20 protein-coding genes, 2 tRNA genes and 1 rRNA gene are annotated in these 21,903 nt (G+C 48.4%); 14 read left to right on the forward strand and 9 right to left on the reverse strand.

Going from position 1 to position 21,903, the window contains the following annotated elements:
• Window positions 1–139 precede the first annotated feature (139 nt).
• The 12 genes from gspE to ACO6VE_RS08180 all read left to right on the forward strand — a co-directional run bounded on the left by gspE (window position 140) and on the right by ACO6VE_RS08180 (window position 9,786).
• Window positions 140–1,675 (forward strand): type II secretion system ATPase GspE, encoded by a 1,536-nt coding sequence (gene gspE, locus ACO6VE_RS08125; RefSeq protein WP_422460738.1) that lies wholly within the window; start codon window positions 140–142, stop codon window positions 1,673–1,675.
• 31 nt (window positions 1,676–1,706) lie between these two features.
• On the forward strand, window positions 1,707–2,927 hold the full coding sequence (gene gspF, locus ACO6VE_RS08130) for a type II secretion system inner membrane protein GspF (protein ID WP_422445957.1): 1,221 nt from the start codon (window positions 1,707–1,709) through the stop codon (window positions 2,925–2,927).
• 81 nt (window positions 2,928–3,008) lie between these two features.
• Window positions 3,009–3,479, forward strand: coding sequence for a type II secretion system major pseudopilin GspG (gene gspG, locus ACO6VE_RS08135; protein WP_422445955.1), 471 nt, complete (start codon window positions 3,009–3,011; stop codon window positions 3,477–3,479).
• 190 nt (window positions 3,480–3,669) lie between these two features.
• Window positions 3,670–4,173, forward strand: coding sequence for a type II secretion system minor pseudopilin GspH (gspH, locus tag ACO6VE_RS08140; RefSeq protein WP_422445953.1), 504 nt, complete (start codon window positions 3,670–3,672; stop codon window positions 4,171–4,173).
• Window positions 4,174–4,184: 11 nt separating this feature from the next.
• Window positions 4,185–4,619, forward strand: coding sequence for a type II secretion system minor pseudopilin GspI (gene gspI, locus ACO6VE_RS08145; protein WP_422445951.1), 435 nt, complete (start codon window positions 4,185–4,187; stop codon window positions 4,617–4,619).
• Entirely contained in the window at window positions 4,619–5,401 is a 783-nt protein-coding gene (gene gspJ / locus ACO6VE_RS08150; RefSeq protein WP_422445949.1) for a type II secretion system minor pseudopilin GspJ, read from the forward strand. The genes gspI and gspJ overlap by 1 nt, the downstream gene beginning before the upstream one ends.
• Window positions 5,391–6,485 (forward strand): type II secretion system minor pseudopilin GspK, encoded by a 1,095-nt coding sequence (gspK, locus tag ACO6VE_RS08155; RefSeq protein WP_422445947.1) that lies wholly within the window; start codon window positions 5,391–5,393, stop codon window positions 6,483–6,485. Before gspJ ends, gspK begins: the two co-directional genes overlap by 11 nt.
• Window positions 6,482–7,888 carry a type II secretion system protein GspL gene (gspL, locus tag ACO6VE_RS08160; RefSeq protein WP_422445946.1) on the forward strand — a complete coding sequence of 469 codons (1,407 nt, stop codon included), beginning with the start codon at window positions 6,482–6,484 and terminating at the stop codon, window positions 7,886–7,888. The genes gspK and gspL overlap by 4 nt, the downstream gene beginning before the upstream one ends.
• A gap of 12 nt (window positions 7,889–7,900) precedes the next feature.
• Complete coding sequence (gene gspM, locus ACO6VE_RS08165) at window positions 7,901–8,413, forward strand: type II secretion system protein GspM (protein WP_422445944.1); 513 nt, start codon at window positions 7,901–7,903, stop codon at window positions 8,411–8,413.
• Between the two features lie 150 nt (window positions 8,414–8,563).
• Window positions 8,564–8,639 (forward strand) — tRNA-Val (locus tag ACO6VE_RS08170).
• Between the two features lie 38 nt (window positions 8,640–8,677).
• Window positions 8,678–8,754: transfer RNA gene (locus ACO6VE_RS08175), tRNA-Asp, on the forward strand.
• 264 nt (window positions 8,755–9,018) lie between these two features.
• The gene (locus ACO6VE_RS08180) at window positions 9,019–9,786 is read left to right on the forward strand and encodes a hypothetical protein (protein WP_422460740.1); all 768 of its coding nucleotides are present in this window, start codon (window positions 9,019–9,021) and stop codon (window positions 9,784–9,786) included.
• A gap of 264 nt (window positions 9,787–10,050) precedes the next feature.
• Here the strand turns inward: ACO6VE_RS08180 and ACO6VE_RS08185 are convergent, their stop codons facing one another.
• The 8 genes from ACO6VE_RS08185 to ACO6VE_RS08220 all read right to left on the reverse strand — a co-directional run bounded on the left by ACO6VE_RS08185 (window position 10,051) and on the right by ACO6VE_RS08220 (window position 18,103).
• A complete protein-coding gene (locus ACO6VE_RS08185) occupies window positions 10,051–11,121 on the reverse strand; it encodes a hypothetical protein (RefSeq protein WP_422445940.1) in 1,071 nt (356 codons plus the stop codon).
• Complete coding sequence (locus ACO6VE_RS08190; protein ID WP_422460741.1) at window positions 11,118–12,257, reverse strand: hypothetical protein; 1,140 nt, start codon at window positions 12,255–12,257, stop codon at window positions 11,118–11,120. Before ACO6VE_RS08190 ends, ACO6VE_RS08185 begins: the two co-directional genes overlap by 4 nt.
• Before the next feature lie 168 nt (window positions 12,258–12,425).
• Window positions 12,426–13,661 (reverse strand): organoarsenical effux MFS transporter ArsJ, encoded by a 1,236-nt coding sequence (gene arsJ, locus ACO6VE_RS08195; RefSeq protein ID WP_422445936.1) that lies wholly within the window; start codon window positions 13,659–13,661, stop codon window positions 12,426–12,428.
• Window positions 13,661–14,668 carry an ArsJ-associated glyceraldehyde-3-phosphate dehydrogenase gene (locus tag ACO6VE_RS08200; protein WP_422445934.1) on the reverse strand — a complete coding sequence of 336 codons (1,008 nt, stop codon included), beginning with the start codon at window positions 14,666–14,668 and terminating at the stop codon, window positions 13,661–13,663. The genes arsJ and ACO6VE_RS08200 overlap by 1 nt, the downstream gene beginning before the upstream one ends.
• Before the next feature lie 4 nt (window positions 14,669–14,672).
• Entirely contained in the window at window positions 14,673–15,011 is a 339-nt protein-coding gene (locus ACO6VE_RS08205) for a metalloregulator ArsR/SmtB family transcription factor (RefSeq protein ID WP_422445932.1), read from the reverse strand.
• 207 nt (window positions 15,012–15,218) lie between these two features.
• The gene (locus tag ACO6VE_RS08210; RefSeq protein ID WP_269674812.1) at window positions 15,219–15,407 is read right to left on the reverse strand and encodes a hypothetical protein; all 189 of its coding nucleotides are present in this window, start codon (window positions 15,405–15,407) and stop codon (window positions 15,219–15,221) included.
• A gap of 146 nt (window positions 15,408–15,553) precedes the next feature.
• Complete coding sequence (locus ACO6VE_RS08215) at window positions 15,554–17,128, reverse strand: AbgT family transporter (protein ID WP_422460743.1); 1,575 nt, start codon at window positions 17,126–17,128, stop codon at window positions 15,554–15,556.
• Window positions 17,129–17,305: 177 nt separating this feature from the next.
• Window positions 17,306–18,103 carry a substrate-binding periplasmic protein gene (locus tag ACO6VE_RS08220; RefSeq protein WP_422460745.1) on the reverse strand — a complete coding sequence of 266 codons (798 nt, stop codon included), beginning with the start codon at window positions 18,101–18,103 and terminating at the stop codon, window positions 17,306–17,308.
• Window positions 18,104–18,197: 94 nt separating this feature from the next.
• Between ACO6VE_RS08220 and ACO6VE_RS08225 the strand changes: the two genes are divergently transcribed.
• Window positions 18,198–19,265: a radical SAM protein gene (locus tag ACO6VE_RS08225; RefSeq protein WP_422460747.1), complete on the forward strand. Its 1,068-nt coding sequence runs from the start codon at window positions 18,198–18,200 to the stop codon at window positions 19,263–19,265.
• Window positions 19,266–19,487: 222 nt separating this feature from the next.
• Here ACO6VE_RS08225 and ACO6VE_RS08230 read toward each other — a convergent pair whose 3' ends face one another.
• Entirely contained in the window at window positions 19,488–20,855 is a 1,368-nt protein-coding gene (locus tag ACO6VE_RS08230; RefSeq protein ID WP_422460749.1) for a hypothetical protein, read from the reverse strand.
• 747 nt (window positions 20,856–21,602) lie between these two features.
• Here ACO6VE_RS08230 and ACO6VE_RS08235 point away from each other — a divergent pair.
• A 16S ribosomal RNA gene (locus tag ACO6VE_RS08235) occupies window positions 21,603–21,903 on the forward strand; the annotation flags it as partial.

Consider the following 21,903-nt stretch of genomic DNA (forward strand, 5'->3'; position numbering starts at 1 on the left):
TATCTTCTGAAGTTAACGAATAGGCTATTCTTTACTCTAAATAAAAGCATAAGAGTTTTGTTTTTTAAAGAAATAAGTTTTTTCAAAAAGGAAAGGCCTAACCGCCTCCCGGGTGCTTCCTTTTTGATTTAAGGAGTTCATGATATTGGCTACACCTCTGACCACTGACTATGACACCGAAGATGATGCTGAAAGCGAAGCCAGCGTTTTACCAAGACTGCCTTTTAGTTTTGCCAAAAGGCATGGCGTTGTGCTCATTGAGAATGATAGTGGGATAGCCACACTCTATTTTCATAACACACCACCGGCTGAGCTGATTGCTGAAATCAGTCGCTTTTCCGGTGTTTTTCCTGCCTATGAGCAGGTCGATGCCGAAAAACTGTCAGAGGTGCTGGCTCACTGCTATCACAATGACAGTTCAGAAGCATTGCAGGATGCCGCCGGCATCAGTGATCACCCGGACCTGACCAGTCTGGCGGATGCCGTTCCGATCACGGAAGACCTGCTTGAGCAAAGTGACGATGCCCCGGTTATCCGTTTAATTAATGCGCTGCTCACTGAGGCGATCAAGGAAGGTGCTTCCGATGTGCATATTGAAACCTTTGAGTCGGCACTCGTGGTTCGGCTGCGGGTGGATGGTGTATTAAGGGAAGTACTGTCACTTAAAAGGACCATTGCCTCTTTGCTGGTTTCCCGCATCAAGGTGATGGCCCGGCTGGATATTGCCGAGAAACGGGTACCCCAGGATGGCCGGATTTCGCTGAGGGTGGCCGGTAAGGAAGTGGATGTCCGGGTGTCCACGCTGCCTTCCAGTAATGGTGAGCGGGTCGTACTCCGGCTTCTGGACAAAGCAGCAGGCCGTCTTGAACTCAGGCACCTCGGTATGACCGAGCGGAACCGTTCACTGATCGAAGGACTGCTGCAAAAACCTTATGGCATTATTCTGGTGACAGGGCCAACAGGATCCGGCAAGACAACGTCTCTATATGCCAGCCTTACCCTTCTGAATGACCAGACCCGAAATATTCTCACCGTTGAAGACCCCATTGAGTATCACCTGGAAGGGATTGGCCAGACCCAGGTAAACACAAAAGTCGATATGACTTTTGCCCGGGGATTGAGAGCTATTCTGCGACAGGACCCCGATGTGGTGATGGTCGGAGAGATCCGTGACCGGGAAACCGCTGAAATAGCGGTACAGGCCAGTTTGACCGGGCATCTGGTACTTTCCACGCTTCATACCAATACGGCGGTCGGTGCCCTGACCCGTCTTCAGGATATGGGCATTGAACCTTTTCTGATGTCGTCCAGTCTACTTGGGGTGATTGCCCAACGTCTGGTCAGGGTGCTCTGCAGTGACTGTAAATTGCCATACAGCCCTGATGATGCCGAATGCCAGCAGTTAGGCATTGATGCTTCTGATGGGGTAACGCTGTATCACGCCCAAGGGTGTAAGTGCTGTAATTTCAGTGGCTATCGCGGGCGTACCGGCATTTATGAAGTTTTTGTTATTAATGAGCAGGTCCGGCGAATGATCCATGGGCTCAAAGGGGAGCAGGAGATTACGGACTGTGTTCGTGAGTCCAGTCCCGGCATCCGTGAAGATGGCAGCAGAAAAGTGCTGGAAGGGGTTACAACACTTGAAGAGGTACTTCGGGTTACCCAGAAAGACTGATTATGGCTGCTGAAGAAAAAGGCTCAGGATTATGGCCGCGTTTGAATATATAGCCCTGGACCATCAGGGTAAACAGCATAAAGGTACCCTGGAAGCGGACAGTGGGCGTCAGGTTCGCCAGATGCTGCGGGATAAACAGTGGACACCGCTGTCAGTTAATACGCTTGCCGATCGCAAACAGCAGGGAGAGGAAGGCCGAAGCTTCTTTCTGCGCCGGGGCATTTCAGCCGTTGAGTTGGCTACAGTAACCCGGCAGCTGGCTACGCTGATCCAGGCGGCAATGCCTATTGAGGAGGCGCTCAATGGTGTGGCAGCCCAGCAGGAAAAAAGACGAATAAAAAATATGTTGCTGGCTGTTCGTTCACGGGTGCTTGAAGGCTATACCCTGGCCAAAAGCCTGGAAGCCTTCCCGGAAGTCTTCCCCCAGATGTATCGGGCAACGGTTGCGGCAGGGGAGCATGCCGGTTATCTCGACCGTGTTCTCAATCGTCTGGCCGACTACACTGAGGCCAGAATGCGTTCTGGCCAGAAAATACAGCAGGCACTGGTCTATCCGGTCATACTGATGTTGGCGTCCATTGGGATTGTCAGTTTCCTGCTGGGATTTGTCGTGCCGGATGTTATTAAGGTCTTTCTGGATTCCGGTCAGGAGCTGCCATTAATCACAGAGCTATTGATTAATGCCAGTGAGGGGTTTCAGACATGGTGGCCGGTGATTTTTGGTGTGATTGTTGCGGCTATTGTGGTTGTCCGGCATTCACTGAAAAAGGCCTCCGTACGACTTTCCTGGCACCGGGTTCAGTTAACGTTGCCGTTGGTTGGGCGATTTGTCCGAACGGCCAATGCCGCCCGCTTTGCCAGTACATTGAGCATGTTAACCCGCAGTGGGGTTTCGCTGGTAGAGGCCCTGATGATTGCTGCCCAGGTGGTTAATAACGATGCCATCAAACATGCCGTTCAGGATGTTGCCCGGCGAGTCAGTGAAGGAACCAGTCTTCACAGGGCACTGGCAGAAACCGGCTACTTTCCACCCCTGATGCTCCACATGATCGCCAGTGGCGAGGCAACCGGAGAGCTGGATCAAATGCTGGAGAGAACTGCACAGAATCAGCAGATGGAGCTGGAAGGGCGCATAACCGTCATCCTTGGACTGTTTGAGCCTTTGATGCTGGTCCTGATGGGGGGAGTGGTCATGATGATTGTTCTGGCTATCCTGTTGCCGATACTCAATATGAATCAGCTGTTGAATTGAGGCCAGGAGTGAAACAGAGCTAAATCGTCCTGGATGAAAAATGCTGAACGGCCTATTCACAGAAAATCGAGGTCAACCAACATGATAAAAAACCGGCTTAGAAGAAGAGGGCCTGATGCGGCTAATTCAGTGCACGCTGAACGGGGCTTTACACTGATTGAAATTATGGTGGTGGTGGTCATTTTGGGAATTCTGGCAGCTATGGTGGTTCCCAAAATTCTTTCCCGGCCTGATCAGGCAAAGGTCACCGTTGCCCGTGCGGATATTGAAGCGATTTCTCAGGCGCTGGAGCTTTTCAGGCTTGATAATGGTTTTTATCCCACCCTGGACCAGGGGCTTGAGGCACTGACTCAGAAACCATCTTCTCCTCCAGAGCCTAGAAACTGGAATCCCGAAGGGTACCTGAAAAAAGTGCCATTGGATCCGTGGGGGAATCCCTACATGTATTTACAGCCCGGTAATCACGGCAAGTATGACCTTTATTCTTTCGGAGCGAATGGCCGTGAGGGCGGCGAAGGTCTCGATGCTGATATTGTGAACTGGGATAACTAGGAGCCTGTCGGACTTAAGACTGCCCTACTGCGGTTGCGATAAATTGGTCTAAAAATTCCTGCTTCTTCGTCAAATAGCCCCGCTATTCTCCTCAGAAGCAGAAATTTTTACCCTCAATTTCTCGCAATCCTCGCTACGGACGCTTAAGTCCGACAGGCTCCAAGGTTTTTTTGGCAAACAGGACAAGGAAATGGCATCACCTCAACAGCAAGGATTTACCCTGATCGAAATGCTGGTGGTGGTGGTCATCATTGGGGTTCTTCTGGGTATTACCCTGCTAAGCCCGATAACCGGCAGCATTCACAAGGTGGTGCAGAAAGAAGCGACACGATTGCAGGCATTATTTACCCAGGTTCGTGACAAAGCGCTGCTGGAAAATAATCACTACGGCTTCTCAATTGATAACGACGGGTATTACCGCTGGTGGGTATTACCGGCAGATACTCAGGAATGGGCTGAGTTGGCGCAATCCCCTTTTCAGCCCAGGTTGCTGCCAGACACATTAAGCCTGAGCCTTGAGTCCAGTGAGAATTTCATGCCTTTTGATGTGGATGAACAGTATCCATCCGTTGTTTTCTATTCAGACTACCAGGTAACCCCCTTCAGGCTCGGCATTGTTCCGGTTGGCAACAGCAAACAGTCACTCTATCTGCGCACAGACGGATTGTCCGATATTGAATGGGTCAGGGAGTAACGAGCGTTGCTATGAGTTATTGGGGTTTCAGGCTAAACCGGCTTTTTCTACCCAGCAGAAACCTGAATCGTGGTCAGGGTTTTACCTTGCTGGAAGTTATGGTGGCTCTGGCCGTATTTGCCCTGGCCGCTTCTATGCTGATTCTTTCTGATGGCAACAGCATTCGCCAGACCCGATACCAGAAGGAAAAAATACTGGCTTCGCAGATTGCCGACCACTATCTCAATACACTTTATGCCGAGGGGCGCTGGAGTGGTTCGGCAGTGAGGCCTCAAATTGAAAGCTATGCCGGTTTTCAGTGGTATGTCCGGGAAACATCCGCATCCACCGGGTCACCCGATTTCAGACAGGTGCAGGTCGAAGTATTTATCGGTGAGTCTGAACCAGAAAAAGGTGCTGTTCCCCTGGCAAGGTTATCTACCTGGCTGAGGAGGCCCCGGCAATAATGCTCAACAAACGTTTTTGCCTGGCTATGGGTAGACACTTGAACATTGTTCAGGTACCGGGTGGCTTTACCCTTCTCGAGTTAATGGTTGCTATCGTACTGTTCAGCATGATCAGTACGGCAGCCTATAAGCTGTTTATGTCAGTCACCCGTGCACAGGAAGCAACGCAGTTGGTGCTGGATGACATGGATAAATTACAACGGGCTGAAATCATTCTGGAAAAAGACGTGTTCCAAATAACCCGAAGACCGGTCAGGGATGAACAAGGCTTGCAGCAGCCTGCACTGAAAGCCCCGGGTCCGGGCAGGACGTTAATGGAGTTTACCCGTTCAGGATGGCAAAACTCCCTGAAGGCAGCACGAAGTACACTGCAACGTGTGGCTTATGCTGTGGAGGGTCATCAGTTAATCCGTTATTACTGGCCTGCTTTGGACAGGGCTCCGGAATCTACTCGTATTCGTCAGGTTGTGCTGTCTGGTGTGAACAGCATGAAAGTACGATTCCGCAATGATCACAAGGAATGGATAAGCAGCTGGCCTCCAAAACAGAACCTGCAGTCAGTTGCCAATGTGGGACGCGCAGATCAAGTACCGACGGCCGTGGAGCTGACCATTGTTCATGAGACGATGGGGTCCATGGTCACCGTGGTTCCGCTGATCACGTACAAACCTGATCAGGGCAATAAAGAGGGAGACCCATCCCAGGAGAACAGGAATAACGCGCCGGGTAACATACGGCCACAGCCCACAGGCCGATCCGGAGATAGTGTCGATGGTTATTGAGCCTGCTGAAAACCGCCAGCCAGTCAGGGCTTCGCCTGGTAAATTCCCATCATGCCACCAATCAGGGATTGCTCTTATTTATGTGCTGCTGATTTTTTTGCTGATCACAACGGTCGCTTCTGAGATTGTTATGAATCTCTGGCTGCACACTGAGAAGAACGCCCGATATCTGGAAAGAACCCAGGCAAAACACTATGCACTGGGCGCTGAACAGTACGTCGCATGGCTGCTGGAACAAGATTTTCAACAGGATAAAAAAAATAACCGAATGGTGGATCATGAAAATGAGCTGTGGAATGTTGAAACCATCAACTATGACGTAGAACAGGGCGTTATCGAATTACAGGTTCAGGATGAACAGAGCCGGTTTAATTTGAACTGGCTTGCTGATGAGAGTAAGCCCTCAGGTGAACCGCGGGCGGAAAGAGGTGGTTCACCGGCTGTGCAAATGTTTGAGAATCTGCTGACAGCGCAATCCATGGATCCGCAACTGGCCGACAACATAGCTCGCTGGATGAACAAAGAGCAGAAAAGTGTCTCAAGGGGAACGGAAGATCAGGTCTATCTATCCCTTGTTCCCCCAAGACGAACCGGACAAACTGAAATGACATCGGTCTCGGAATTGATATTAATTGATGGTTTTAATAACGAGGAAGTTGAAAAACTGTTGCCATATATTACGGTTATACCCAGATCATCAAAAATGAATATGAACACAGCTCTGCCAGAGGTTATCCGTTCGTTAAACAAGAATATCTCCGAAGGGGATGCCTTAATGATCATTAGCCGCCGGGGTGATGCCGGGTTATCCAATATTGAAGAATTGAATCAGCTTGTCGCTCTATCTGGAAAGGCCGGGATTTTTAATGAGAGAAATCAAAATGAGCGGGTAGTATTCGACAGTCAGTATTTCAGTGCCCGGATTAAGGCAACCTTTAGAGAGACCACCTTTTACTTAAAAACGATTTTTTACCGAAGCAGTGAGGGGCATGTGCAGGTTATCGGCAGAGAAATCGGGCCGGGTCAATATTGGGCTCCTGCTAATAAGGCCGATTTAACAGGGAACTCAGGGGCTAATAAATGAAAAAAATACTATTGGTTCGAATGCCTGCTCCAGTCAGCTCTGTTGATGCCAGTACCGTTGTCCAGTGGGGGAAGTTTACATCGGCAGGCTCTTTGACCGGAGAACTCCATCTGACAGCGATTGATCAGCTCAGAGCAGCATGGTGTGCTGACGAGCCTGAAGATCGAGAGGACGTTGACCGCCTGCCGGATGAGGTCATTCTGCTCCTGGGGGGATCGCTTTGTTTGTATAAACACCTGATGATTAATGCGGGCCAGAAAAAGCACCTGGCAACCGCACTCCCTTATCTGGTGGAGGAGCATCTGGCCCAGGATATTGAAACCATGCATATTGTTCATGGTTTTCCTGACAGGGACTTGCAGGTTTCTGTCGCCGGTATTCCCCACTCAACCCTACAGGCCATGCTGGCCCTCTTTGAGGAACATCAGTTACCCCTGACCAGCATCCTGGCTGAAATGCAGTTTCTGAAGGCTGAGCCGGGATATACCTGCCTGATAATGGACAATGATGCGGTGATGATGGCCTCACCCGGTCGTGAAGGCGTCACCCTGAATTACGAAGCGCTCCCCATCGTATTCCCGGATCATCCCGATCAGGGAGATCATCAACTCCCTGATACTCTGGCCAGCTCTCTGGATAATACGGTTGCTGAAACAGTGAATGAGCTGCCCTCAAAAGTCAGATTGATGTTCTCTGACAATACGCTGGCGGTTACCGCAACCAGAATGGATGAAACATCCGGTTTGCTTGCTGAGCGTGGCTGGCTCGTCGATAAGTTACCGCTTAAGGGCTCGGTCTTTGAGTATTTTGCCGGGCTCTATTTTACTGCAAGGCGCAACAATCAGCTGCTTGATTTCCGACAGGGGGCCTATCAGTGCCCGAGAAGAACCGGGCGATTTATCCGGCGCTGGTGGCCACTGTTGGCTGCGGCTGGCTGCTGGCTGATTCTTGAGCTTGGACTGTCAGTTACAGAAGGTGTGATTTATCAGAATAAGTCGGAATCCCTCTGGAGGGATTCCATAAAAAACTACCTCTCGGTATTCCCCAGTGACCGACAAGCCCAGCAGGCACAGGCACGACAACAGATGTCTTTTAATGTGAAGCAAATAATGGAGCACCGCTTTCGTACTCTGGATGCTCAAATCTCCGAAACCCCTTTTCTATCCATGCTTCAGGCTCTTTCCCATGTTTCTGGCACCATGGGCGACAAAGTAAAACTTGAGCCCAGGCATCTGGATTTCAACGAGGCTACCGGTCAACTGGTCTATGAATTTGAAACCGGTGAGTTAGACACGGTGAACCAGCTTCTGGAAAAGCTCAACACTTCCGGCTTACAAGGTAAGCTGGATAACGCTAACCAGGGTAAGTCCGGTGTGATTGCCAGAGTTACGATCAGGAGATGATTGGGGGGGACCATGCAAAAACTGAATCGCCTGCTAATGGCTAACCCGTACTGGCAGCACTGTAAATCCTGGTATGAAATGCGGCCTTCCGGAGATCGTAAAATACTCCAACTGCTTGTTACTCTGGTGTTTGCAGCGCTGATCTATCTGCTGATTTGGGAGCCCGTAAGCCAATGGTCGAAGGCTCAGAAAAGCAACTATCTCTATCAGCAGGAAATGAACACCTGGTTACACAATAATTTACCCAAAGCCCGTGACCTGCAGAAAAATCAACAAAGAGCTTCACCCCGTCAGGAACTCTCCTCCATAGCTGCCAATGTTGCCCAACAGGCAGGTATTACCCTGGGAAGAGTGCAGCCAGACCGCAAGGGCCTCTCGGTTTGGGTTGAAGATGCAGCCTACCAGAAACTGCTTAAATGGCTTGTGCTGCTGCAAACAAAGCATGGTGTTGCCATCCAGCAGGTGCGTATTGATCAGCTGAAAGAAGAGGGGCGGGTAAAGAGTTATATCCATCTGGGGGGCTGAACAAAGCAGCATAAGGTTCACCCTGAGTTTGATGCTTGTTATCCGACGCTCTTGTTGTTTGAAATTGTTGTTCGAGGATTGTTCAGATAAATACCGCAAAAAGGGATTGACACACTCTCTCGATTCGATATCATACCGGCCACAAGCGCAGGGTGATTAGCTCAGCTGGGAGAGCATCTGCCTTACAAGCAGAGGGTCGGCGGTTCGATCCCGTCATCACCCACCAGCTAGAAACTAGTATCTTGAAACTAGAGACTAGATAGCGGACCGGTAGTTCAGTCGGTTAGAATGCCGGCCTGTCACGCCGGAGGTCGCGGGTTCGAGTCCCGTCCGGTCCGCCATACAACTTAACCCTTACGATATCTGTCGTAAGGGTTTTGTCGTTTATAGGGCCTGTAAACAAAGGGTTAAACGCACTTCGCTGGAGGATTCGCCCTCCCCACAAACAAGCTATTTTCCACCTTTTTTTGCCGTTTTCTCTCTGCTCTCTGAAAAAGTGGAGGATTTTGCCTTGCGAGGTCTCCAGCGGTGTTTTTCCTTATTAAAGTCAGATTGTTAGGCTAAATGTCGTGCTGGAGGTTTCAGGGCGTAAGTCTGGTAGGGGCTTGGAACTAAATCTGGAAAAATATGCTTCTGGTGCTCATCAGCAAACAAGCTATTATTCTCGTTATTTCTATTTGAGATGTACTATGAATCTGAGAGATTTGTCTCGATCTGAGCAAGCTAAGATACTCGCAGATTATCATGACAACAGAGATATCGGTCGGGAAGTATTCGAAGGCATTAGTGACTGTTTGTCTGGTGATGCTGTCATTAAGTCAGCCAAAAAGCTTGGGTTAGCTGCTGGCAAGGAGATTATTGCTCAGAATGAGAATGAGCTAACGATATTGATGGATTATGCTTATCACAATCAAAGGAATGGGCTCTTTAATGCCATAGAGCGCTTCACAAACATGAATTCTAATGTGGTTGCGGAGTGCCCTGAGTTTTTCAAAGCAATAAATGCGTCGTTTTATTCAGTTTTCTCTGTAACGTCAGTGACGCCGGGACTTGGAATCACGGTTGAGGATATGCTGACTGGAGAAAATATACACATCATTGATGTAGGCTTTTCACACTCTCCACGAGTTCCAAATATGTGTGGTCGGATAATTCCTTTTAAAGAGGGGTATTACTGTACTTCGGGTGCGATGCTGCCACTTTTCAAGGCCCACCAACAAGAAGCTGTAGATAGAATTCTGGTTAAGTTCTCGGCTCATAAACTGTCCATGCAACAGCCGGTTTTTTCAAAGAAGCAGGAAGCTGCTTTTCAGGCTGAAATCATTCGGTATCTTTTGAAAACGGATGCCTGTGAGAGAGTTGGCTTTATTTAGCTTCACCATCCTTGATCGCAGCCAGGGTTTCATCAAATTGGCTGCGTAGCTCTTCAATCCAGAAGGTCACTTCGCCGGGTGTTTCAGAAGTGTTGGTGAGCAACATAGCTCAACTTAACCCTTACGATATCTGTCGTAAGGGTTTTGTCGTTTTTAGAGTTTGCAAAAGAAAAAGCGGAAGAATTGCCCCTTCGAGTTCTCCACTTTTTTGTCTTTCAAGATTGGTGCGTTTGTTTAAAAATTTGCCGAAGTTCACACCGGTGGTTAGCAGGTGCTTTTCCAATAGGGTTCGGGGCTGGATTCAAAATGATCCCTGTTCTCGCCTCTTTTGGCCAATACATAACTGTGCCCGTGTGATTCGATTACTCTGATATTGGAAGCAGGAATTCCCGACTGGTTTAACAACCTCGAAAGTCTCTGTCCTTTGGTAATATTGCCATTACCTCTATCAATTCCCGCGATAGTAATAACCAGAAGCCCTCTGAGAGGGGCCAGCAGTTCATATATTTTCTGGAAGAACTCTTTTGCCTGCTCTTCATCCTGGTGGTCAAACTTCTCAATAAAGGGAATGTATATCTGGTCAAATGTCTTTGAAGCCTCAGTTTGTTGTGATTGATTATTATCGTTGGCAAGGCTGTCATCCATAAGTTCACCCGGATCAGGTGTGATAACCTGCATTACCCTGTCATTAATCCAGTCCGTCAGAAAATTATCAAAAACCCAGCCATAGGTTGGGTGAGTGCTTATTTGATCCGGGAATAGTTGAGATTGATCTGAGGGGAAGGGAAGATTAAAAATAGAGCGAAACACAGGCTCTTCATCGTAGATACCATTTAAGTCATTTAGCCAGTCCCTTAAATCACCATAGTTTATATGGTCATCCTTACTCAATATTCCTTGTGGCCAGGGATCGGACGGCGGACTGTTCTTGATCATTGAGTAATTGTCGTGAAGCCCTGAGTTCTGTTCAATGCTGATGCTGGTGCCGGGCGTCGCTCCGGCTGACATATCGGTGGCTGTTGAGCTAATACTTCCAGTGTCTTGAGTATCTATTTCGCTACAGGATAAACAGCCTGGAGTAGTATTTTCGTCAAGCTCGACTATTTGATAGTCGTTAAGTTCTTTGCTGTTAATTGAGGAGCTGTCGTGGGTAGCACAAGACGCTGAGAAATAAAGTGCTGCTGGTGAGGGTATCGGGTAAATGGGCAGCTGTTGTTTTGCAGCGGCAATGTCAGACGGTGACATGTCAAGCTGATTTATCGAGTCGATGGGGCTCAACTCACCGGTCAGTAAAGATTTGGCGCTGCCCGTAATCAGGGCTATCAGAGGAATCATTTGTAATCGGTCGCTTCAGATGTTTGTGCAGATAAAACGGTAGCATGCTTACCAGTGATCTTCTCTTGTTCCTGATCACAGGTATGCTTGAAAGCTTCATGGGAGGCACTCTGTAAAGCCTTCATTTTCAGGGACTGTTTCCGGGCTCGATAAGTAGCTTTCCCTTTTTCGGATTGTGTGTAAGCTCGTTTGGAAGCTTTTCCTCTCTCGGACTGTGAATAAGCCTTCTTGTAAGCCTTCCTTTTCAGAGATTGTTCCCAGGCTCGTTGGGTAGCTCTCCCTTTTTCGGAGTGCCTGTAAGCTCGTCTGGCAGCTTTTGCTCTTTCGGACTGTGAGTAAGCCTTCAGGTAAGCCTTCCGCTCCTTGGACTGAGAGTAAGCCTTCTGGTAAGCCTTTCCTTTCTCGGAATATGCGTAAGTCTTCCGGTAAGCTCTGCGGCAAGTCTTCCCCTTCTCAGAATTTTCCCAGGCTCGCGTCATAGCCTTTCCTCTCTCGGACTGTGACCAGATCTTATAGTAAGCCTTCCGTTTCTCAGTCTGTTCGTTTGTCTTCCTTTTCTTGGCCCCGGTACAGGGGATCTCTTTCCCGGGCTTAGCCTGAGCTTGTTTGGCAACGCTTACTTTCCCGTGCTGCGCGTTAGCCTTCCGGTCAGGCTTATCATGAGAGAGGGGCAGAGATTCACCAGAGCTGGAAGCAAAGGCATTAAAATGCAGCTCATTTCTTGCGGGAGGTATATTTTGTTGAAGCTGTTCACTATTTGTTCGAGGGTTGATTATAGAAACTGGCATTGCTCGCACAAAGCGAGGATCAACAAGATGTTGATTGTTGGGTAATGGATCAGTAACTTCACCAGGATTGTGATGAATATTAATAGCTGAGGAGCTTTGAGAGTAAATAACCCTGACGGGCACTTTTTTAAAGCGGGAATCACTGAATGGATTATGTAGACATGCACTACATGGAATCAAGTTGTTGAAATAATTACTGGGTTCAGTTTGACCAACGCGCAGCCCGAACACCAAGCTACTTTGCTGTGGACAGGCTTTAAAAACCAATCCACTGCCTGACATAACAGACTCATACGCTTTTTGAAATTCCGCATACAGTGAGTGTGAGGTTAAATAGGGATTAGTCATTGAATTATAGAATTAAAGGCTTACAGTGTGAGACCACTCGTTCTTATAAAAGTTCCTCTCTAATACAATGTGGTCAATACAAATTCTTCAAAAGTCAGCGCCTCATGAATGATGAGAACGCTGGTGGTTGGATGGTTGGGTTTCCCTGCTGTTGGGCAAGAATTGGTGTTACGGATTATGATCCGGCATCGTCAGTGAAATGATGGCAGTGAGCATGATAAAGAGTGAAGAGATCCACAGGCAGGCTGCCAGTCCTCCCCATTGAAAAGCCAATCCCGAAAGCACGGTTCCGGTTAAGCGCCCCATGGCGTTGGCCATGTAATAGAAGCCAACATCCATGGATGCACCTTCTTCCCGGGCAAAAGAGACAATCAGGTAAGAGTGCAGCGATGAGTTGATGGCGAAAACCCCGCCAAAAATCAGTAGGCCGATAATCAGACTCAACTGTGGATACCACTGGCATGTTATCGCCAGTGCCAGCAGGATCGACACCAGTAATAGCGTTGCTGACCACAATGCCAGGGCGGTACGACTCTGGATATGCTGGTTCTCAGCCCCGGTAATTTTGGGTGCTATACCCTGAACCAGGCCATAACCAATCACCCATATAGCCATGAAACTCCCCGTTTCCACGTGGCTCCAGCCAAAAACGGCACTCAGGGAGACAGGAAGGGCGATGACAAACCATACGTCCCGGGAGGCAAAGAGAAAAAGGCGGGCCGCAGAGAGAGTATTGATGGCCTTGCTCTTGGAGAATATCTGGGTAAATTTGGGCTTGCTGCGGGCTTTACCCAGGTCTTTTTGCAGCCATATCAGGCTGCCTGCCAGTACCAGGGTCAATACAGACGACATGGTCAGCATGGCACTCTGAAAACCAATCAGACTGAGCAGGGCCCCGCCCAGAAAGAAACCTGCACCTTTCAGGGCATTTTTGGACCCCGTCAAAATCGCTATCCAGCGATAGAGTTTTCCCGCCTGTTGGCTACTGACCAGGGTTTTTATGGAGGTCTTCGCGCTCATCTTGTTCAGGTCCTTGGCGATGCCTGAAATCGCCTGGGCAAACATCACCAGAGGTATAGACAGGAACTGGGCAGGGACTGACAGCATCAGCAAAGCGGTGATCTGCATAAACAGGCCGATATTCATGGTTCTGTTCAGACCGATTCGGGCACCCAGCCAGCCGCCAAGCAGGTTAGTGACTACCCCGAAGAACTCATAAAAGAGAAACAGCATGGCAATTTCCAAACCGGAATAACCCAGTGCATAGAAGTGGAGAACCACAAGCATGCGCAGGGCACCATCGGTCAGGGTGAAGTTCCAGTAGTTGAAGGTGATAAGCGCATAATTTCTTATCTGCTGTTGCCGGAACTGCCTGGTGTTTTCAACGTGGGTAGTCTCAGTCATCAGGCGTTCTCTCTGCCAACCTTGAGCGCAAGTTCGGCCGTACGACAAGCGTAGCCCATTTCATTATCATACCAGGCATAAATTTTTACCATGCGCTGGTCAACCACCATAGTGGACAGTGCATCAATAATTGAAGAGCGCTGGTCGCCACGGTAATCGATGGAAACCAGGGGCCTCTCTTCATAACCGAGGATGCCGTTCAGTGAATCCCCGGCGGCGGATTTCAACAGCTGATTAACTTCCTCCACCGAAGTATCCCGGGATACGTCAAACACCATATCAGTGATCGATGCATTCGCCAGCGGCACACGGATAGCATGGCCATTCAACCGGCCCTTCAGATCAGGAAAAATCTGAGTGATGGCAGTGGCAGAACCGGTTGTTGTCGGGATCAGGGACATGCCACAGGCGCGGGCTCTTCTCAGGTCCTTATGGGGGGCGTCCAGAATCGTCTGGGTGTTGGTCAGGTCATGAACGGTGGTGATAGCGCCGCGGGTAATGCCAAGATTTTCGTGAATGACCTTAACAACAGGCGCTATGCAGTTGGTGGTGCATGAGGCGGCGGTGACAATGCGATGCTGGCTGGCATCATAGAGATCATCATTTACCCCCATAACCACATTCAGAACGCCTTCTTCCTTGACGGGGGCGGTGACGACCACTCGTTTAACGCCCTGCTCAAGATATTGGTTAAGTTTGGCTGTTGCCTTGTGAACACCTGTGGCATCGATCACCACATCACAATCCGACCAGTTTACGGCAGTGATCTCTTTTTCCTGAAAGCACTCAATACTCTGACCATTGATGACAATATGCCGGTCGTCCGATGAAATGGTTTCCTGCCAGGTGCCTTGTACAGAGTCAAATTCCAGCAGGTGGGCCAGTGTTGCGCTGTTCCCGGCCATGTCATTGATTCTGACGAACTCAATGTCCGGCCAGTGCCATGCGGCTCTCAGTGCAAGCCTGCCAATACGGCCGAAGCCATTGATACCAACTTTGATCGTCATTTTCTTACTCCTTAACAGGGCGGTCAGGCATGGATTCCAGCCGACCGGTATCCTGCTGGTACTCACTTTTCAGACAGTTTGAGTGGCGAAGGCCGTCAACGATTTTGTTCATCCAGCCGGGCAGACCTTCTGCTACGGAATAGAAAATCCATTGATCTTTACGACGGGTTTTTAACAAACCGTGATTTCGCATTTGTGCCAGATGTCGGGATATCTTGGGCTGTGGCTCATTCAGGGCAGATACCAGTTCATAGACACACAACTCACCTTGCCGGGCTATCAGCAGCAGGCAACGGAGGCGAATTTCATCCGCCATCATTTTGAAGAACTCAGGGGGTAGCATCAAAATTGCTCAAACATGTGGATATGCGCATATTCACATATTGTGGATAAAATACAAGTCCAATATGCGCAGACTAACGAATTTTTGAGTAGTTGTGTGCTGGTATTGATTATGGCAGGAGTAATGAGGGGTTGGTTCAATTAGTATTCGTTATTGAAGACTTAGAGAGCGCCTGCTACTCAGGCGGTAGAGAAGGGCGGTTCAGGTTTACATAAGATAAAGCATGGCCATAAAGACAAAGCCGGGCAGAAAAAAACCAACCAGGGCTCCGGATTCCCTGTCTCCCCAGCGTTTCTCAGTCACCTTGCCGGAGTAGTGGATGATAGCAATCCATGACAGCAGGCAGATAGCTGCAATCATCCAGCTGGTGGGTGTCATTCCCTCGATAATTTTCATCAGATTGAACACAATCAGGAGCCCTCTCAAGCATGGTTTACTAGAAAGATAGACTCTTTTTGATGAAATAAGTTCCCTTCCCGGGGAAAGGTGAAAAATGGTTATAACAAAAAGGGGCCAGAGCCCCTTAAAGAATGAGATGAATATTACATGGCCGGGTAAGTGTAAGAAGCCTGAATACCCAGTGGCAGACCAAGCGCCCAGTAAGCCAGCAGGAAGATAGTCCAGCCGATCAGCATGGCGATGGAGTATGGCATCATCATGGAAGCCAGAGAGCCGATACCGGAGTTCTTCACATAACGCTGGCAGTAAACCACCACCAGTGGGAAGTAAACCATCAGCGGAGAAATGATGTTGGAAACCGAGTCACCAACACGGTAAGCCGCCTGAGACAGTTCCGGAGAGATGCCCACCGCCATCAGCATAGGTACCAGGATTGGACCAATCAGGGCCCATTTGGCAGAAGAAGAGCCGATCACCAGGTTAACGGTGGCGGTCAGCAGGATCATGCCAATAACAGTGATTTCGGCAGGCAGGTTCATGGCCTGCAGAACTTCCGCACCGCTCAGGGCCAATACGGTACCCAGGTTAGACTGGGAGAACGCGTACAGGAACTGCGCACAGAAGAAAGACATCACCAGGTAAGAGCCCATGGTGGACATGGTGCTGTTCATGGCAACCACAGTGTCTTTAGAGGTCTTGAAGGTGCCAGAAACTTTACCGTAGACAATACCCGGAATGATAAACAGGATAAAAATCAGCGGCACGATAGACTGCATCAACGGTGCAGAGAATGCTGTGATTTCACCGGTCGGAGAGCGCAGTGGCGAAGTCTCAGGAATCACGGCAGCAACCAGCACTGCGATACCTGCCAGCATAGCCAGGCCAGCGGCATTAAAGGCTTTGCTTTCTTCTGGCGTAAAGGAGCTAAGGTCTGGTGCTTTCTCTGCATCTTCATCCAGGGCAGCAGTTCCCCGCAGATGTGGCTCAACAATTTTGTCAGTGACATACCAGCCAATAGCGACGATAACAATACTGGACGCACCGGTGAAGAACAGGTTGGCCAGTGGGTTCATCTGGAAAGTCGGGTCCAGAATTTGTGCAGCCGACTGAGTAAAGCCCTGCAGCAGTGGATCAATACCGGAAGGGATAAAGTTGGCAGAGAAACCACCGGATACTCCGGCAAAGGCCGCAGCGATACCCGCTAAAGGATGACGGCCCGCCGCATGGAAGATAATACCGCCCAGAGGAATAACCAGAACGTAACCAGCATCAGCTGCAGTATGGCTGACAATGGCAACCAGAATCAGCATTGGGGTTAACAGTTTGACCGGGGTGACACCCAGCATTTTCTTGAGACCGGTATTGATGAAACCGGACTTCTCCGCCACGCCGATACCCAGCATGGCAACCAGGACGATACCCATTGGGGCAAAGCCAGCAAAATTCTTAACCATACTGGCAAGAAAGGCCGCAAGAGCAGAGCCGGTCAGCAGGTTTTTAACCGCCACAGTTTCACCGGTGGCCGGATGCACCATGTCCAGGCTCATCTGGGACATCAAGGCAGACAAAACCCAGACGATGACCATGCCATAAAGGAATAACAGTGTCGGGTCCGGCAGTTTGTTGCCTGCCTTTTCAACGGCGTTCAGGAAGCGATTCATCAACCTGGAATCGCCCGGTTTCACCTCCGGCATTGGAGAAGCTTCAGCTACACTCATGGATGACTCTTTCTCTTACTACTATTTATCGAAATGGTGATTATGTAAAGATTTTAAAAAATCAAAGATGAGATGCGGAATGATCCAGATCAATTAAATATAATAAAGGGAAGTGCAGTGATAATATTTAGAGATATTTTCTGATAAGGGTGGTGAAATTCGAGAGATATCACTGGGCTATCTCATACTGCTCTTTCGTTTTTCGAGACTGAACCCCATCCATTTGTAAAGACTGTCGTTTAATACTTTGTCCGCATAACCTGATTCCTGTCGATTAACCAGTTTCTCTGAAATTTGGTTGACGGGCAGAGTGCATCCAAGCGCTTTGGATACCGCAATGTAAAGATCAAAGGGGGAAAGCTCAACGGGCATTTTTTCCAGCTTGCCTTCCAGGTCCAGCAGGGAGACAAAAAGATCACCCTGGATCTGCGGGTAGATGGCGTAATCAACACGACCAACGTTCAGCATTTTCAGGCCCTGCTGTGCATGGAAGGTTTTCACAATACTCAGGTGATCGTCTGCGTACTGCTCAAACGCCTTGCTGAACCGGACATTTCGTGGTGCAACTCCTTTAAGATCCTTCATATCTGACCAGTGCCGTATATCACGCTGATCATCTCTTCGGGTTACAACCATATAGCTTTGCGTGTAAATAGGAGGGTAGATATGGTAGACCTCATTCAGGTATTTCTGCTGATAGATCATGGCCGGATTAATATGGATGATACCCTGGCGAAGTTTGTGGGTGACCCGATTGGCTCCGCCAAAGTAATCATTAATGACACGGATACCTTCTTCTTCAAGAATTTCAGTGAGCAAATCGGAGGCTGCGCCATGAGTGCTCTGGTAGTCGCCCCAGCTTACCGGCGGAAGGTCAGGATAACCGGTCAACACAACTTCTTTGCACATGGCGCTGTGTGCCAGCAGTTGCCCGGAAAACAGTACATAAAATACCAATACTGTAAATGTTCGCAAATGCTTGTCCTTTATAATGTCTTTCTTTTCAGTCCTTGATGACCAAGGGCTCAAGCAAATTTAATGATAACAGAAATCCACTCTGGTATGTTGTATGGGTATTGATATTCGTCATCTGAAGGATGGTTGTAAAATAGAAGACAGTGATCACTTTCGGTCAGCACGCATCAACAGTCAGGGGTATTGGTGTTCTTTCAGGGATGGGGCATCGTTCTATCGCCGTTGCATGGATGGCTCAATAGTGTTGGGTGCAGAGGCGAGGCGACTGCCAGCTGGTGAGATGGACAGGGTGCTTGAGGCGTACCAGGGGTGGATCAAAAATATTGCTGCTGATAATAAAGTCATTCGGGCAAGCCAGCAGCTAACCAATAAAGATTATAACGATGTTGCTGACCTCTATCGTGAAGTCTATTCCGAAGAAGTCACCATTCTCCCGCCTGACCGTTATGGCGATATTGTTATTATGCCAGCAACAGGGTGTCCGAACAGACGGTGTACGTTCTGTGCCTTCTATAAAGATAAGCCCTATAGGGTTCTTAATGAACCGGCGTTTGCTCAACATCTTGCTGATGTAAAAGAGCTGTATGGTGCAAAGGTGCATTCATCTCCCGGTGTATTTCTTGGCTCAGCGAATGCAATGGCTCTGTCCCAGAGGCGACTGATGTGCTGTTTGGCATTAATAAAGGAAAAGCTTGGCACTTTTAAAAGGGAGGTTAGTACATTCGCTGATCCTGATTTCAGTGCAAAACGGACAACAGCGCAGTGGAATGAGTTGCGTGAGAGCGGTTTGCGTCATTTGGTGATTGGTCTGGAAACCGGTTGGGGTGAGTTAAGAGCCAACCTGGGGAAATCAGGAGACCTTGATAAATGTATAGCCATGATTAACAGTGCCAGGCGGGCTGGGATCCATATTGGTCTGACGCTGCTGACCGGAGCGGCACCAGGGGAGTTAAGAAGAGAAAATCTGAAACAAACGTTGATTACCCTTGAAAGTCTGGAGCTTTCCGGGGGGGATCTCATATACCTGTCACCGCTGAGCAAAAATGGCTTTGTGCACGATGCCGCTTTAGAAGAGCAAAGTGAGATGATGACGGTGATAATGACGATGACTGAGGCGAAAGTGGTGCCTTATCAAATGCAGCGTTTTCAATATTTCATGTGAACTGAAGACGACCGTCTTTTAATGTTTGCAGCAATGGTGGATTGATCGAAAGAAAAACAACCGGTTGTGTTCAGTTGAATAGTCCAGATGATAAATGCTTACGTTTAATAAATGAGATTATGTTCCTGACTTAGTAAATTAGCTTTACAAAGCTCCCATTAACAACAATGGGAGCTTTGCTATCGTCATTAATAAATATTCAAGCAACCTTGCCTCGGGCGCTTAGGGCTCATTAGTATCTATCGAGATTCTTATGAACATAGTGTCATTCTTTACGTATTTATCCAGGTTCTGTGTGGATAATTCCAGTATACAAGGGCAGCCAGAAGCGATGTTGCGCTCCTTTTTAGGCCTTTGAAAAGATGAAGAATAGGGGGCGGGGCGAAAAGCATCATGCCTGTCTTCGCCGTGCGTCAGATCAAGAATATTAAAATGGACTTTGTGTCGGAACGGCCAATGCAGGGTTTCATCGTAGTCACCTTTCATCACCACTAAAAATAAGCTGATATGCGTTCCTTTTCCCAAGCCGTCACCATTCAGGTAGAGCTTTGCACACAATTTATAGCCATAAGTGTTTGTAAAGAATACAGGGGAGAATAGGATATTCGTTTTACCACTTATAGCATCATTTCGTTTGGCAGTGAATTGATCAATTTTCCAAAGCAGGGTGCCGTTTGTGGTTACCGGATTTCCTTGTACGGCTTTGGCTTTGAGAAGTTGATCTATCAAATGAAATGCATTGGCCAGTTGGTTTTCAAGATCTTTAACAGTATGGCAACATTCTGTGTTGCGTTTTTCAAGGTCAGTGATGCGTTGCTCGAGTTCGGATGTCAGCGAGGGACTGGGGTGCAGTCTTGGATTTTGAGGAGAGAAGTAAAAGGCCCGGGTAAGCGTTTGCAGTTGTTGGTTCAGTGAATCAATTTTTTTATCCAGTGACTCTATTTTTACATCAATCAGGGATTCTTGCTCTTTGAGCATTAATTGCCTCATCTGTTCTACCTGTTTTATCAGCTTTTCCACGCGTATATCAAGCGCTGAGTGGCTTTCGGTAGCCTCCGAACTCGCGTGTTGGAGCATGGTTATCCTGTCTTCCAAAGTAAAGTTTCTACATACGGCAATGTGCTTAAGGAGATCCCTATAAAGCCCGTGCCATTGACAATCAGTATTTTCATTGGTGGTGTTTGAAGGGCATTGATATAGATGTGTGGATTCGATTTCACGGGAGTGAAATTTGTCCGGATAGGTCTCGGAGTTATCGATAGGGCAACGGTATACCTCTACATTATCCGGGGTGCCTGGTTGTTTGGTGCGTGGGTTTGGTTGCTCGTGCTTCAGGCAATGACGACACAGCAAGTGAATAACTTCATCAGAGCTGCAATGGTAAAGTTCTCCAGGCAGGTGATTCATTTTATTGCAATATACTACTTTTTTCGTGAATAGTTCAGGCATTTCGGTCATAACCTGAACGCCACGGTAATAAAAACTGGTTATGTTTTTTGATGGGAGTGTATACAGACTACTTGCTATTGATGTGTTAGTAGAGGTTGCCCGGCTGTGGGGCGTGTTAAGTGATAACTGACCTGCGTGCATTTGATTATCCACTCATTACTGGTTTCAATAACCATTCGATTATGAAACTGCATGAAAGTTCCGACCAATAATGCTTTGTCATGCAAAGCCCTCTCAGGTGGAAAGCAACCCGGCACTGTAGAGAGTGGTATTTTCATTGTGTAGCCAATTGAGCACTTGTTTTACCGACTCATAGTGATGCCCATAATCTCTATAAGTCAGTTGGCGTAGGTGATTGTACGTAAAACCATCATCGCTTATTGATTAACATCAAAACTTCTCTATTATTTGCACCACTTCCACGGACTGACCCAAACGGTCATCCACGGATCAGCAGAATGAATCATTATCGCTGACCGGGAAGTGCGGTTTGAAAATGGGTTGTTTGGATTGAATGAAAAACAACCGGTTGACAAATCAAACTGGCGCGGTAAGATGCGCATCCGCTGACAGGGCTTGAGAGCAACGTCAGTGAGTTGGAAAGCTTCTTTCTTCTTCTGAAAAATGATCGCTTGACAACGAAAGTTGCCACGGTAAGATGTGCAGCCTTGCTGATCGGCGCTGACTGCTGAATCAGCGATTAAATCGCCACAGTTTAATCAGTTCTTTAACAAGATATCAGACAATTCGTGTGGGCGCTTGTGCGATTGCATCGGTTACAAAAGGCTATCACCTTTTGTTAATAGTTAAATGCGACGCTTAAGCGAACATACTCGTTAATTTGCAGTAAGTTCTATTGAGCATATAAATTTTTCGCATGAAAAATTTAAACTGAAGAGTTTGATCATGGCTCAGATTGAACGCTGGCGGCAGGCCTAACACATGCAAGTCGAGCGGTAGCGGGAAGAGCTTGCTCTTTGCCGACGAGCGGCGGACGGGTGCGTAACACGTAGGAATCTGCCTGGTAGTGGGGGATAGCCCGGAGAAATCCGGATTAATACCGCATACGCCCTACGGGGGAAAGGAGGGGACTCTTCGGAGCCTTTCGCTATCAGATGAGCCTGCGTCGGATTAGCTTGTTGGTGGGGTAAAGGCCTACCAAGGCGACGATCCGTAGCTGGTCTGAGAG

The organism is Endozoicomonas sp. ALB115, from assembly GCF_049310245.1.
In the GTDB taxonomy this organism is placed as follows: domain Bacteria; phylum Pseudomonadota; class Gammaproteobacteria; order Pseudomonadales; family Endozoicomonadaceae; genus Endozoicomonas.

What these genes read in the sequence shown, in the direction of transcription:
- gspE (WP_422460738.1), top strand. Translation starts at nt 140, where the DNA reads ATGATATTGGCTACACCTCTGACCACTGACTATGACACCGAAGATGAT.
- gspF (WP_422445957.1), top strand. Translation starts at nt 1,707, where the DNA reads ATGGCCGCGTTTGAATATATAGCCCTGGACCATCAGGGTAAACAGCAT.
- gspG (WP_422445955.1), top strand. Translation starts at nt 3,009, where the DNA reads ATGATAAAAAACCGGCTTAGAAGAAGAGGGCCTGATGCGGCTAATTCA.
- gspH (WP_422445953.1), top strand. Translation starts at nt 3,670, where the DNA reads ATGGCATCACCTCAACAGCAAGGATTTACCCTGATCGAAATGCTGGTG.
- gspI (WP_422445951.1), top strand. Translation starts at nt 4,185, where the DNA reads ATGAGTTATTGGGGTTTCAGGCTAAACCGGCTTTTTCTACCCAGCAGA.
- gspJ (WP_422445949.1), top strand. Translation starts at nt 4,619, where the DNA reads ATGCTCAACAAACGTTTTTGCCTGGCTATGGGTAGACACTTGAACATT.
- gspK (WP_422445947.1), top strand. Translation starts at nt 5,391, where the DNA reads ATGGTTATTGAGCCTGCTGAAAACCGCCAGCCAGTCAGGGCTTCGCCT.
- gspL (WP_422445946.1), top strand. Translation starts at nt 6,482, where the DNA reads ATGAAAAAAATACTATTGGTTCGAATGCCTGCTCCAGTCAGCTCTGTT.
- gspM (WP_422445944.1), top strand. Translation starts at nt 7,901, where the DNA reads ATGCAAAAACTGAATCGCCTGCTAATGGCTAACCCGTACTGGCAGCAC.
- ACO6VE_RS08185 (WP_422445940.1), bottom strand. Translation starts at nt 11,121, where the DNA reads ATGATTCCTCTGATAGCCCTGATTACGGGCAGCGCCAAATCTTTACTG.
- ACO6VE_RS08190 (WP_422460741.1), bottom strand. Translation starts at nt 12,257, where the DNA reads ATGACTAATCCCTATTTAACCTCACACTCACTGTATGCGGAATTTCAA.
- arsJ (WP_422445936.1), bottom strand. Translation starts at nt 13,661, where the DNA reads ATGACTGAGACTACCCACGTTGAAAACACCAGGCAGTTCCGGCAACAG.
- ACO6VE_RS08200 (WP_422445934.1), bottom strand. Translation starts at nt 14,668, where the DNA reads ATGACGATCAAAGTTGGTATCAATGGCTTCGGCCGTATTGGCAGGCTT.
- ACO6VE_RS08205 (WP_422445932.1), bottom strand. Translation starts at nt 15,011, where the DNA reads ATGCTACCCCCTGAGTTCTTCAAAATGATGGCGGATGAAATTCGCCTC.
- ACO6VE_RS08210 (WP_269674812.1), bottom strand. Translation starts at nt 15,407, where the DNA reads ATGAAAATTATCGAGGGAATGACACCCACCAGCTGGATGATTGCAGCT.
- ACO6VE_RS08215 (WP_422460743.1), bottom strand. Translation starts at nt 17,128, where the DNA reads ATGAGTGTAGCTGAAGCTTCTCCAATGCCGGAGGTGAAACCGGGCGAT.
- ACO6VE_RS08225 (WP_422460747.1), top strand. Translation starts at nt 18,198, where the DNA reads ATGGGTATTGATATTCGTCATCTGAAGGATGGTTGTAAAATAGAAGAC.
- ACO6VE_RS08230 (WP_422460749.1), bottom strand. Translation starts at nt 20,855, where the DNA reads ATGCACGCAGGTCAGTTATCACTTAACACGCCCCACAGCCGGGCAACC.